The 12,472-nt window shown below is 61.9% G+C and carries 10 protein-coding genes, 1 tRNA gene and 2 rRNA genes (1 of these 13 only partly in view); 4 read left to right on the forward strand and 9 right to left on the reverse strand.

The window, feature by feature from the left end; translation table 11 throughout:
- The 3 genes from A9K68_RS07700 to A9K68_RS07710 form a co-directional block, all read left to right on the forward strand.
- Nucleotides 1–1,253 (forward strand): 23S ribosomal RNA (locus A9K68_RS07700); it begins 1,568 nt to the left of the window's first position.
- 294 nt (nucleotides 1,254–1,547) lie between these two features.
- A 5S ribosomal RNA gene (rrf, locus tag A9K68_RS07705) occupies nucleotides 1,548–1,662 on the forward strand.
- Between the two features lie 344 nt (nucleotides 1,663–2,006).
- Nucleotides 2,007–2,083: transfer RNA gene (locus A9K68_RS07710), tRNA-Met, on the forward strand.
- A gap of 123 nt (nucleotides 2,084–2,206) precedes the next feature.
- Here the strand turns inward: A9K68_RS07710 and A9K68_RS07715 are convergent.
- The 3 genes from A9K68_RS07715 to A9K68_RS07725 all read right to left on the reverse strand — a co-directional run bounded on the left by A9K68_RS07715 (nucleotide 2,207) and on the right by A9K68_RS07725 (nucleotide 4,347).
- Nucleotides 2,207–2,350, reverse strand: coding sequence for a hypothetical protein (locus A9K68_RS07715; protein WP_156768415.1), 144 nt, complete (start codon nucleotides 2,348–2,350; stop codon nucleotides 2,207–2,209).
- Nucleotides 2,347–3,354 (reverse strand): cell division protein FtsZ, encoded by a 1,008-nt coding sequence (ftsZ, locus tag A9K68_RS07720; RefSeq protein WP_029348340.1) that lies wholly within the window; start codon nucleotides 3,352–3,354, stop codon nucleotides 2,347–2,349. The genes A9K68_RS07715 and ftsZ overlap by 4 nt, the downstream gene beginning before the upstream one ends.
- A gap of 207 nt (nucleotides 3,355–3,561) precedes the next feature.
- Nucleotides 3,562–4,347, reverse strand: a complete 786-nt coding sequence (locus A9K68_RS07725; protein ID WP_065009783.1) for an SDR family oxidoreductase — start codon at nucleotides 4,345–4,347, stop codon at nucleotides 3,562–3,564.
- A gap of 75 nt (nucleotides 4,348–4,422) precedes the next feature.
- Between A9K68_RS07725 and uxuA the strand changes: the two genes are divergently transcribed.
- Nucleotides 4,423–5,607 carry a mannonate dehydratase gene (gene uxuA, locus A9K68_RS07730; RefSeq protein WP_065009782.1) on the forward strand — a complete coding sequence of 395 codons (1,185 nt, stop codon included), beginning with the start codon at nucleotides 4,423–4,425 and terminating at the stop codon, nucleotides 5,605–5,607.
- 22 nt (nucleotides 5,608–5,629) lie between these two features.
- Here uxuA and A9K68_RS07735 read toward each other — a convergent pair whose 3' ends face one another.
- The 6 genes from A9K68_RS07735 to A9K68_RS07760 form a co-directional block, all read right to left on the reverse strand.
- Entirely contained in the window at nucleotides 5,630–6,523 is an 894-nt protein-coding gene (locus A9K68_RS07735) for a sugar phosphate isomerase/epimerase (protein ID WP_065009781.1), read from the reverse strand.
- A gap of 116 nt (nucleotides 6,524–6,639) precedes the next feature.
- Nucleotides 6,640–7,578: an ABC transporter substrate-binding protein gene (locus A9K68_RS07740; RefSeq protein ID WP_029348335.1), complete on the reverse strand. Its 939-nt coding sequence runs from the start codon at nucleotides 7,576–7,578 to the stop codon at nucleotides 6,640–6,642.
- A 78-nt stretch (nucleotides 7,579–7,656) separates the two neighbouring features.
- Nucleotides 7,657–8,655 carry a ribose ABC transporter permease gene (locus tag A9K68_RS07745; RefSeq protein WP_065009780.1) on the reverse strand — a complete coding sequence of 333 codons (999 nt, stop codon included), beginning with the start codon at nucleotides 8,653–8,655 and terminating at the stop codon, nucleotides 7,657–7,659.
- Nucleotides 8,652–10,196: a sugar ABC transporter ATP-binding protein gene (locus A9K68_RS07750; RefSeq protein WP_065009779.1), complete on the reverse strand. Its 1,545-nt coding sequence runs from the start codon at nucleotides 10,194–10,196 to the stop codon at nucleotides 8,652–8,654. The genes A9K68_RS07745 and A9K68_RS07750 overlap by 4 nt, the downstream gene beginning before the upstream one ends.
- Complete coding sequence (locus A9K68_RS07755; protein WP_065009778.1) at nucleotides 10,193–11,572, reverse strand: carbohydrate kinase; 1,380 nt, start codon at nucleotides 11,570–11,572, stop codon at nucleotides 10,193–10,195. The genes A9K68_RS07750 and A9K68_RS07755 overlap by 4 nt, the downstream gene beginning before the upstream one ends.
- On the reverse strand, nucleotides 11,569–12,351 hold the full coding sequence (locus A9K68_RS07760; protein ID WP_065009777.1) for a DeoR/GlpR family DNA-binding transcription regulator: 783 nt from the start codon (nucleotides 12,349–12,351) through the stop codon (nucleotides 11,569–11,571). Before A9K68_RS07760 ends, A9K68_RS07755 begins: the two co-directional genes overlap by 4 nt.
- Nucleotides 12,352–12,472: the final 121 nt, after the last annotated feature.

Raw genomic sequence — 12,472 nt, forward strand, 5'->3', positions numbered from 1 at the left:
AAACCGACACTGGTGGACTGGTAGAGTATACCAAGGCGCTTGAGAGAACTATGCTGAAGGAACTCGGCAAATTGCACGCGTAACTTCGGAAGAAGCGTGACCCTTTTCCACGCAAGTGGAGGAGGGTGGCACAGACCAGGGGGTAGCGACTGTTTATCAAAAACACAGGGCTCTGCGAAGTCGCAAGACGACGTATAGGGTCTGACGCCTGCCCGGTGCTGGAAGGTTAAGAGGAGGGGTGCAAGCTCTGAATCGAAGCCCCAGTAAACGGCGGCCGTAACTATAACGGTCCTAAGGTAGCGAAATTCCTTGTCGGGTAAGTTCCGACCTGCACGAATGGCGTAACGACTTCCCCGCTGTCTCCAGCATAGACTCAGTGAAATTGAATTCCCCGTGAAGATGCGGGGTTCCTGCGGTTAGACGGAAAGACCCCGTGCACCTTTACTATAGCTTTACATTGGCATTCGTAGTGGCATGTGTAGGATAGGTGGTAGGCTTTGAAGCCTGGGCGCCAGCTCAGGTGGAGCCACCCTTGAAATACCACCCTTATCACTATGGATGTCTAACCGCGGCCCGTTATCCGGGTCCGGGACAATGTATGGTGGGTAGTTTGACTGGGGCGGTCGCCTCCTAAAGAGTAACGGAGGCGCGCGATGGTGGGCTCAGAACGGTCGGAAATCGTTCGCTGAGTGCAATGGCATAAGCCTGCCTGACTGCGAGACTGACAAGTCGAGCAGAGACGAAAGTCGGTCATAGTGATCCGGTGGTCCCGCGTGGAAGGGCCATCGCTCAACGGATAAAAGGTACGCCGGGGATAACAGGCTGATGACCCCCAAGAGTCCATATCGACGGGGTTGTTTGGCACCTCGATGTCGACTCATCGCATCCTGGGGCTGGAGCAGGTCCCAAGGGTATGGCTGTTCGCCATTTAAAGCGGTACGTGAGTTGGGTTCAGAACGTCGTGAGACAGTTCGGTCCCTATCTGCCGTGGGTGTAGGAATATTGAAAGGATCTGTCCCTAGTACGAGAGGACCGGGATGGACGGATCTCTGGTGGACCTGTTGTGGCGCCAGCCGCATAGCAGGGTAGCTATATCCGGACGGGATAACCGCTGAAGGCATCTAAGCGGGAAACCCACCTTAAAACGAGTATTCCCTGAGAACCGTGGAAGACGACCACGTTGATAGGCCGGGTGTGGAAGAGCGGCAACGCTTGAAGCTTACCGGTACTAATAGTTCGATCGGCTTGATCGTTCTCATTACTTATGCCCATTTTGGGCGACAATCCTTCGGATTGCGCCGAGATGGTTTGTTCTCACTCACGCTTGTTCCGCCCTGCGGGCGGCGCTACGTGGGTGCGGCGCATCGGCGCCGACGGTCGGTCGACCTTGCGAAGCTTCGCTTCGAAAGGCGCCATGACCATAAGAACGCTAAAGGCACACATAAGACCAGCGAACAGCTCAGAGAGAGCAGAACAGGGTTCCCTATTCGCTACTCACTATTGGCTATTCGCTCAAAAAGCTTCTCGAACAACGTGCGCTTTGCCGACCTGGTGGTTATGGCGGAGCGGCTGCACCCGATCCCATTCCGAACTCGGCCGTGAAACGCTCCAGCGCTGATGGTACTTCGTCTCAAGACGCGGGAGAGTAGGTCGCTGCCAGGTCTGCAAAACGCACGTTGTCAAAAAATCCAAATCTTCTCTCTACCAAAACAGGCCCGCCAATCGGGAGCTCGGGCCGCGCAAGCGGCCCTTTCAGTTGGCGGAACTAACTAAGCGCTGACTTGTTGAAAAGTTGACGCGGGGTGGAGCAGCGCCCCGTTCGCCCGCAAAAGGCCGAAGGCCTCGAGGACGAACAAAACAAAAAGCCCGGGCTGCCCGGCCGGCATTCGCCGTCTAGTTGACGCGGGGTGGAGCAGCGCCCCGTTCGCCCGCAAAAGGCCGAAGGCCTCGAGGACGAACAAAACAAAAAGTCCGGGCTGCCCGGCCGGCATTCGCCGTCTAGTTGACGCGGGGTGGAGCAGCCCGGTAGCTCGTCAGGCTCATAACCTGAAGGTCACAGGTTCAAATCCTGTCCCCGCAACCAAATACCAAAACGGCCCGCCTCAGTGCGGGCCGTTTTGCGTTTGCGGCCAGGCGCGGCCAGTTTTTGATGCTCGTCAAGGCCCGCAAGGGAGGCGAGCCGACACAGCTGGACAGAGAAAGAAAGTCAAGTCCTGTCCCCGGCAACCAGTTTCGGCATAAACCCCCAGCAATCTCGAATGGTTGCTGGGGTTTTCTTTGATGCCGGCGTCACTTGTTCGCCGGACATTCCAACCGGCGCTGCCAGGCCATGAATTTTTTTGTCGATCAATTCACACGGTTTTCCAAACCCGCCGTCAGCGGTATCTCGAGCCCGCGACGCAATCCCGTCGCAACAACCGACACCCTGAATTTTCCGGCGAGCGCCTTGTCGAAAATGGCGCCGACGATGATATCGGCGTCGGCGTCGACCTCCTCGCGGATGCGGGTGGCAGCTTCGTCGACCTCGAACAGCGTCATATCAGTGCCACCCGATATCGAGACAAGGACGCCCTTGGCGCCCATCATCGACGCTTCGTCGAGAAGCGGGTTTGCGATCGCTGCTTCGGCCGCCTTCCTGGCGCGGTCCTCCCCGGTGGCTTCGCCGGTTCCCATCATCGCGCGACCCATATCGCGCATCACCGACTTCACATCGGCAAAGTCGAGATTGATCAGCCCTTCCTTGACGATGAGATCGGTGATACAGCCGACGCCGGCGTAGAGGACGCGATCCGCCATGGCGAACGCGTCCGCGAAGGTCGTCCTGGCATCGGCGATCCTGAAGAGGTTCTGGTTCGGGATGACGATGACGGTATCGGCGCTTTCGCGGAGCCGCTCGATGCCCTCATTGGCGGCATGCATTCGACGGTTCCCTTCGAAGACGAACGGCTTGGTGACGACGGCCACGGTCAGTATTCCCGCGTTGCGCGCGGCCTGCGCTATGACCGGTGCCGCACCAGTTCCGGTTCCGCCTCCCATGCCCGCGGTCACGAAACACATATGCGTTCCCGCAAGATGGTCCATGATTTCGTCGATCGATTCCACGGCCGCGGCATGGCCGACCTCGGGCAGGGATCCTGCACCAAGGCCTTCCGTGACGTGCGCTCCCAATTGGATCAGCCGCGTTGCCTTCGACATGGTGAGCGCCTGAGCATCGGTGTTGGCGACGATAAATTCGGTGCCCTGCAAGCCTTCGGCGATCATGTTGTTAATGGCGTTGCCGCCACCGCCGCCAACCCCGATGACGGATATTTTGGGCCTCATCTCCGAGATTGCCGGCCTCGTTGCGGTGTTCATTTGCCGTCTCTCCCATTGAATGCGCCAGCGCAGCGGTCGGTGGAAGGCTTGCTCCTGGCGCACTGCAAAGACTTTGGACAGTGAGCGAATCAGGACAGCCCAGCGTAACCAAGGGAATCAGACGGTTGAACCGGCTGCAAGTGCAGTATGCAAACTCGCGCATGTTAAGCGCCATTGGTTTGCCGGCCGAGACCGATCTTCCTGTTTCTACTTCACGCCGATGCCGGCCGTCAGGCCGCCATCGATCCTGTAGTCCGCACCGGTGCAGAACCCGGCTTTCGACGAACACAGAAAGGCGATGAGTTCCGCCACTTCCTCCGGCTCGCCGATGCGCCCGATGGGGTGGGCTTCGCCGAAGCGCCTGTAGGCGGCCTCGACATCGGCGTCGGTGCCATTCTCGCCGCGCGCCGCCTGTTCAAGGATCGGGGTGCGGATCGAGCCCGGGCTGACGGAATTGACGCGAATGCCGGAGCGCGCGTAGTCGAGCGCCAGAGAGCGCGTCAGGGTGTGGATGGCGCCCTTGGTCGTAGCATAGGCGGCGACGTTCTGCTGGCAGGCGAAGCCCTGCACCGAAGCCACGTTGACGACGGCGCCGCCGCCTCTCTTCATCATCTCGGGAATACCGAAATGCGCGGTCAGGTAGATCGAGCCGACATTGACGGACATCGCCTGGTTCCAGGTTTCGAAATCGGTGCTAACAGCGGTTCCATATGGATGGACCGCCGCGGAATTGACGATGATATCAAGGCCGCCGAACCGCTCGACACCGGCCGCGACCGCATCGCGAACCTGATCCGGCACGGAGACGTCGACGGCCATGACCAGCGCCCCGGCGCCGGAGCTGTCCAGTTCCGCTGTCATCGTCGCGTTGGCCGCGCGGTCGATGCCGCAGGCGATGATCGCCGCGCCGCCCGCCGCAAGACGTCTGGCGGTTGCCAGGCCGATCCCGGTCGTCCCCGTCACCAGAGCGATCTTGCCGTCGAAATCCTTCATTGCGCAAACTCCTTTAATTTGACTTCCATTGTGGCCCAACAATACGGTTCTGTTTTATCGCAAAGGAAAGCCTCGATGGAACAATGCTGGCGCTGGTATGGCCCTGACGACCCGGTGACGCTCGATCATGTCAAGCAGGCCGGAGCCACGGGCGTTGTATCCGCCCTGCATAATATCTATGACGGCCGCGCCTGGCCTTTGGCGGATATCCTGGAGCGCAAGCGGATCATCGAGGCCGAAGGGCTGACCTGGTCTGTCGTGGAGAGCATTCCCGTCCACAATTCGATCAAGATCGGCTCGGCGGAACGGGTTGCCTATGTTGGCTGGTACAAGGACACGATCCGTGCGCTGGCGAAAGCCGGCATAAAGACCATCTGCTACAACTTCATGCCTGTGGTCGACTGGACCCGCACCGACCTTGCCTATCGGCTTCCAACGACGGGCTACGCCCTGCGTTTCGACGCGATCGATTTTGCCGCATACGACCTATTCGTCCTGAAGCGCAGGAATGCCGAGGCCAGCTACAGCGCGGCACGTATCGCAGAGGCGGAATTACGCTTCAAGGCGCTGAACGACGAGCAGATCGACAGGATCGAGCGCAATCTCATCGCTGGCCTGCCAGCAACCGAGCGCAGTTACAACCGTGAAAGCTGTCGCGAGGCATTGGCGGAATACGATTCGATCGGGCCGAAGGAGTTGCGCAACAATCTTGCCCGGTTTTTGCACGAGATCATTCCCGTGGCCGAGGAGGAGGGGGTGCGCATGTGCATCCATCCCGACGACCCACCATTCTCACTCTATGGCTTGCCACGGATCGTCTCGACCGCCGAGGACGCGCGTTTCATCCTGAACGCCGTCGACAGCCCGGCGAACGGCCTGACATTCTGCACCGGCTCGTACGGTACGCGCACCGATAACGACATTGTCGGCATGGTCAAGGAATTCGCCGACCGGATCCATTTCGTCCATCTGCGCAATGTAACCATCGAGGATGACGGCTCCTTCTATGAAGCCGAGCATCTGGAGGGCGGCACTGACATGGCGCATGTCATCCTCGCTTTGATGCAGGAAGAGACGCGCCGCAGTAGGGAAGGTCGCGCCGACTGGCGGATTCCCATGCGTCCTGATCATAGCCACCTGCTCGCCGACGATATCGGCAAGACCAGGATCAACCCCGGCTACTCATTGATCGGCCGGCTGAAGGGCCTCGCCGAACTGCGCGGCATCATGCGCGCCGTGGAACGTTTTGATCTGGCCTGAGGATCGCAAACGGGAAGTGGTGCTAAGGTCGATGGCTTGATGAAACAAGCTCGGCCTTGCGCCGTGCCGTCTCCAGCCCGATGGCTATGAAGCGGCGCGCATGCCGGGCCAGTTCCATATTGTCGGTCCACAGATTGCGCCAGATGGCGGTTTTCTTCGACAGGTTCTCGTCGACGATCTCCGATGAGAAGGATTCGAAGCTGAGGTCGTCGCTATAGCCGATCGCGGTCAGCGCATCGAAGATCGCGGCGAAGTCGATGTTGCCGGTGCCGAGGAAGCCGCGATGGCTCTCGCCGATATGGACATAGCCGATCTTCTTCGCGGCGTGGCGGATGGCCAGCCCGACATCGGCCTCCTCGATATTCATGTGGAAAGTGTCGAGATGCAGGAAGATGTTGTCGGAGCCGGTGTCCTCGACGAAAGCTAGCCCTTGTGCGGCGGTGTTGAGCAGATTGCTCTCGAAGCGGTTGACGATCTCGAGGTTGAGCGTGACGCCGGCGGCCTTGGCGGTCTCCGCGACCTTAGCGAGCGTGGCAGCACTGCGGTTCCATTGATCGCGCGTCGGCGCCCCAGTCTGCAATCCGTGGCTGGTGCTGAGGATGCCGGCGACCTTCCGGCCGCCGAGATCGCGGGTGAGCGCGATCGTACGTTTCAGGATTTCGACGCCGTGCGCCGCAATCGCCTTGTCGGCGCTTGAAATGTCGCCGTCGGCCGGCAGTCCGATGCTGATCGCCACGCCGAGATCGAGGTCGGCGATGCGCCTGGCCAGCCCGCCAATGTCAACATTGGCAGGGTCGAGATAGGAGAATTCGATCAGGTCAAAGCCGGCCTCTTTGGTGTTGGCCAGCGTCCGTTCGAGGTCGCCTTGCGCCGAGCTTGCCGACCAGACGAAAGAATGGATTCCAATGCGCGACATGATCGTCTCCTGCTGGTCGAGAGCATCGGACCCAAAGTGGAACCCGGTTTTGGGAAAATCCGATGCTCAGACAAAAGGTGCGGCCGGTCATCCCGGCCGCAGCTGCCTTGGGAGGCTTAGCGGGCTGCGGTCCAGCCTTTGTAGTCCTTCAGGTTCTCTGCCGTGATCAGCTGCGGGTCGAGCAGTACCGTCGCCTCGGCCGGCTTTTTGCCGGCGAGCACCTCAGCCGCCATCTGCAGCGACTGGCCAGCCATGACGTAAGGATCTTGCGAGGCCGAGGCCTTGATCATCGAGGTGCCGGAAGAGAGTTCCTTCTCGATGTCGGGCGCGCCGTCGACCGCGGTGAAGATGAACTCCGAGCGGTTGAGCTGCTTGGCCGCAAGCTGGGCGCCGATCGCCGTCGGATCATTGATGGCGAACACCGCGTCGATCTTGTCGAAACGGGTCAGCAGCGACTGGAACACCTTCAGGCCACCGTCGCGCGAGCCTTCGGCATTCTGGTCGTCGGAGAGGATCTTGATATCCGGGTGCTTCGCCAGCACGTCCTTGCAGCCTTTGACCCGCTCCAGGATCGACGACGATGCCGGGCCGTTCAGGATGACATAGTCGCCCTTGCCGCCGGTGTGGTCGACCAGATACTGGCAAGCCGCTTCGCCGGCCTTGACGTTGTTGGTCATCACGGTGACGTCGGCGCCCGGCGCCGAAACATCGAAAGCGGCAACCACGATGCCCGCCGCCTGCGCCTTCTTCACCGCCGGTGCGATCGCCTTGGCATCGACGGCGTTGAGCATGATCACGTCGACGCCGGCGGCGATGAAGGAGTCGACCTGCGAGACCTGCTTGTTGAGGTCGTAGTCGGCCGACACCGACGTCACCTCGACATTAGGATTGATCTTCTTGGCGGCGTCCTCGATGCCCTTGATGGTGGCGACGAAGAACGGGTTGCCGAGCAGGCCGACCGAGATGCCGACCTTGTTCAGATCCTTGGCCGAAGCCGGTGCGATGACGACGGCCGCAAGGGCAACGCCGCAGAGCAGTTTAGCGATGGTCTTCATTGTTTTCCTCCTGATGCCCCGCGCCTCTCACGGTGCGTTACATGAAACCGGGTCGTTGACGCCGGCGACTAAGGTCAATCACGTTCTTGCTCCTGCCTGGAGCCTGTAGCGGTCGAGGGCGACCGCCACGATGATGACCAATCCCTTGATGATGTACTGCCAGATATCCGAAACACCGGCCAAGATGAGCCCATTGGAGAGCACCGCGATGATCAGCCCGCCGATCAGCGTGCCCCAGATCGAACCGACGCCGCCGACAAAGCTGGTACCGCCGAGAATGACCGCGGCAATGGCGTCGAGTTCGTAGGATTGCCCAAGCTGCAGCCCGTTGGCCGCGTAGAGCCGGGCCGCCGACATGGCGCCGCCAAGGCCGGCCAGAAGGCCGGAAACGCCATAGACGAAGAGCAGCACCAGCGGCACCTTGATGCCGGTGAGGCGCGCGGCCTCGGCATTGCCGCCGACGGCATAGATCCAGGTGCCGAGCACGGTGCGCTTGAGCACCAGCCAGGACAGCACCACGACCGACAGAGCGATGATGACCAGCCAGGGGATGCCGAACAGCGAACCGTTGCCGATGAAGTCGAACGGCAGGTCCGAGTTGAACACCGTGGTGTCCTGGCCGAGCAGGCGGGCGACGCCGCGCACGGCTGTCAGCGAACCCAGCGTGACGATGAAGGGCGGCAGCTTGATATAGGCGACGAGCAGCCCGTTGATGACGCCGAAGCCGAGGCCGACCAGAATGGCCGCCGGCACGCCGAGCATGCCCCACTCCGGCACCAGCGACACCATCACCGCCACCATCGCCGAGGCGGCAAGAATGGAGCCGACGGACAGGTCGATGCCGCCGGTCAGGATGACGAAGGTCATGCCGGCCGCGAGCACGATGTTGATCGACGACTGCTGCGTGACGATCAACAGGTTGGTCTCGGTGAGAAAGCGCGGGTTCATGAACTGGAAGCCGGCCGCCAGCAGGATCAGGACCGGCAGCATGCCAAGCGCGGCGAAGGCGGTGCGCAGCCGCCGGCTCCTGCCGACCGCCTGGTCACCCGCGCTGATCTCGGTTGCCTTGTCGGTCATCCCTTGGCCGCTCCCGTTGCAAGTTCCATGATTGCTTCCTGACTGAGCGGCTGGCCGGCGGATGCCATAACTTCGCCAGCGATAGTGCCGTCGCGCATCACCAGCACGCGGTCGGCGACGCCGATCACCTCCGGCAGTTCGCTGGAGATCATCAGGATGGCGATGCCCTTCTTGGCGAGATCGTCGATCAGCCGGTAGATTTCGGACTTCGCCCCGACATCGACGCCGCGAGTCGGCTCGTCGAGGATGAGGACCCGCGGCTCGGTTTCGAGCAGACGGGCGAGCAGCACCTTCTGCTGGTTGCCGCCCGACAGAGAGCCGGCATTGGCCTGCACCGACCTGGTGCGGATGGAGAGGTCGGAAACGGCCTTGGCGGCGCGCCTTTCGGCCGTGGCGAAGTCGCGCAGGCCGCCGGCCTGCGCGTCCCTTGCGAGCACGCCCATGCTGATATTGTCCGAAATCGACATGTCGAGGAACAGACCGAGTTCCTTGCGGTCTTCGGTGAGATAGGCGATGCCGGCGTCCAGCGCCTCGCGCGGCGAGTCGATGGCTATCGGCTTGCCGTCGAGTTCCAGCGTGCCTGATGTGTGCCTGTCGGCACCGAAGATCAGCCGTGCGAGCTCGGTGCGGCCTGAGCCGACCAGGCCCGCCAGCGCCAAGACTTCGCCCTTGTGCAGGTCGAAGGAACAGTCCTTCAGAAGATTGCCGTCCGACATGCCCTGCACCGATAGCGCGATCGCGCGCTTGCTGTCCGGCGGGCGGTGATCCTTCTTGTAGAAGGCGGACAGATCACGGCCAACCATCATCGAAACGAGGCGCGAGGCGTTCAGATCGGCGCGGTCGAGCGTGCCGACAAAGCCGCTGTCGCGCAGCACGCTGACACGGTCAGCAAGTTGGTAGACCTCTTCCATTCGGTGGCTGATGTAGATGATGGCGATGCCCTGCGACTTCAGCGTCGCAATGACCTCGAACAACCTGTCCGTCTCGCGCGAGGTCAGCGAGGTGGTCGGCTCGTCCATGACGATGATGCGCGCGCTGGTCGACAGCGCGCGAGCGATCTCGACCAGCTGGCGTTCGCCGAGCGACAGGCTGGAGACCGAGTCCCGCGCCGAGAAAGAGACGCCGAGCCGTGCGATGATCTCGTTAGCGCGCCGATTGCACTGATCGCGGTCGACGATGCCGAACCGTCTCGGCTCGTTGCCGAGGAAGATGTTCTGCGCAACCGTCAGGTTGGGCGCCAGCGACAGCTCCTGATAGATGACCGCAATGCCGTTGGCGCGCGCCTTGATCGGGTCGCCGGTCGCAACCGGTGTGCCGTCGATCAGGATATCGCCGCCTGGATCCGGCCGATACGCGCCGGACAGCACTTTCATCAGCGTGGACTTGCCGGCGCCGTTTTCGCCCATCAGCGCGTGCAGTTCGCCGGCGTGGACGGTCAGCGACACGTCCTGCAAGGCGCGGATCGGGCCGAACGTCTTGGAGATGTGCCGCATCTCCAGCATCGGCTGGCGCGCCGTCTCGATTTGGGCAGCGGCGGTCATCGTGCACCTCGCGCTGCAGTTTCAACGATGCCTCGATCGCCGGAGAGGCCGCGCCAGCTGTCGCGGTATCCAGCAAGACCAGCGAAGCCGGAGGCGCACACCGGCTCCGGCGCCTCGGCGGCAAATTCGCGTCCAACACTCTCGAAGGCAAGAGCCGCCGCTCCGGTGGCGCTGCCCTCCAGCGTGGCGCCCTGCATGAAGAGCTGGCCGGGCCGCAGCTGCGCCAGCAGGGCGGCGAGCACGCCGCCACTGTTCAGCCCGCCATCGACGATTACGGTATCGTTCGAATGGATCAGTTCGAGACACAGATCGATCATCAGTGCGACATAGAGCAGTGCCACAGCCGCGCGCTCCTCCGCGTTGGGTGTGCGCCCGACCAATTCGCCGGGATGGCCAGGCATCGGCCCGCCCGGGGCGAAACTAGGCAGCGCCATGATGCCGGCGTCGATCACCTGCTGTACCGAGGAGCGGGCGATTGCGCCTTGCCAGCCGGCGCTGATTGTCGCGAATTCACGGCCGCCCATGAAACGGATGGTCGGCACCGGGCCAGCATCGACATCGACATTGACCAGCATGTCGCGGTCGCGGTCGAGCGCGTCGAGGGGGCAGTCCGGGTTGAGCACGACGACCCAGGTGCCGGTCGAGACGACAGTGACCGGCCCAAGCTCCTGCCGGCGATAGGCATGGAGCGCCGCATTGCTGTCATGGACACCGTTGTGGATGGCAATCGGCTGTGTTGCCCCGCCGAAGCGCCGCTCGCCGATGACAGCTCCGGCACGCTCAAAGGCGGGCATCTGGCCGCGCCAGCCCTCGGCGTCGACCAGCGAACTGAAATCGCGCTTGCGCGGCGCCCACAGATGCGAGTGACAGCCGAGATAGGACACTTCCGAGACCGCCCGGCCGCCAAAGCGCCAGCTCCAGTATTGCGGATAGCCGAGGATCGATTTCGCGGCATCGAACGCGCTGGGTTGCACCGCCTTCAGCCACAGCATGTGGCGACCATAGTTGAAGCCGAGCGGCAGGAGCGGCGAGAAAGTCTCGGGAAAATCCGGAATGCGGCGATCGATCTGCGCGGCGATCTCAGCAGGTGGCTCCTGCTCGTAGTCGAGAATAGGATGCGTCAGCGCCGCATTGTCGACCAAGGCAAAGGTGCAGCCATGGCCCGAAACCATCAATCCTTCCACACCATGATTGTCGACCGCTTCGCCGACGACGCGAGCCGCCCAATCGTGAAGCGCTGTCTCGTCGAGCACACTGAAGTCGCCTTTGCGCGTCCAGTTCGGCTGAGTCCGGCGCTCATCGAGAATCTGCCCGTCCTGACCAAAGACGAAGAGCTTCGAGTTGGTCTTGCCGAAGTCGAGGACGGCCACCTTCACTGCAGGGCTCCAGACGCAGAGGCGATCCGCACCGTGACGCCGGCGTCTTCGAGCATGCGTGCGTCCGCATCGGACAGGCCGTCATCGGTCACCAGCGTGCCGATGCGGGACAGAGGCAGCGCGATGTTGCGCGCGTGGATCGACAGTTTGCGGCTGTCGGCCAGCACCACGATCTGGTCGGCGCATAGGCTGAGTTCGACGATGGAGCGGACCAGCAGCGGATGCGATTCCAGCACGCCCTCCGGGCCGATGCCTTGCGCGCCAAGAAAGAATTTCGACGCATAGAACGGCACGGCCTGGGTGAGCGAATGGATGATGCCAGGCTCGCGATGAAGCTCACCGCCGGCGATGGTTAGGCTGCAATGACCGTGGTCGCTCAAATAGGCGATGAGCGGCATCGAGTTGGTGTAGAGCCGGATGTTGCGGTCGGCGAGCTTGGCACCGAGATGGAAACAGGTCGAACCGCCATGCACGATGACGGCGTCGCCATCGCGCACCATGGTCGCGGCGAGAGCCGCGATCAGCCGCTTGGCTTCGACTGCGAGATCGCGGTTCTCGTCATAGGGCCTGGCATAAGCGACGCCCGCCTGCGAGGCGCCATCGAGCGCCGAGATGCCGCCATAGACCTTTCGTGCTTCACCGGCCTCATCGATCTTGTCGATGTCGCGCCGCACCGTCGCTGCCGACACGCCGAGCCGCTCCTGCAGCTCGCGCACTGAGGCGAAGGGGCGATCCCGCAACAACTCGACAATCTGACGCTGGCGGCCGGAGTCGCTCAACGGATACCCTCCCGAAATGCCATTTTGCCACGGCAATTGGTGCAACTTACTCAACATCGACCAGATTGCAAGCTCGATTTGACTAGATAAGATCACTATTGACGTAACTTACTCGCATCTG

Origin of the sequence: Mesorhizobium sp. AA22 (assembly GCF_001672375.2) — a bacterium.
Classification (GTDB): domain Bacteria; phylum Pseudomonadota; class Alphaproteobacteria; order Rhizobiales; family Rhizobiaceae; genus Mesorhizobium; species Mesorhizobium wenxiniae.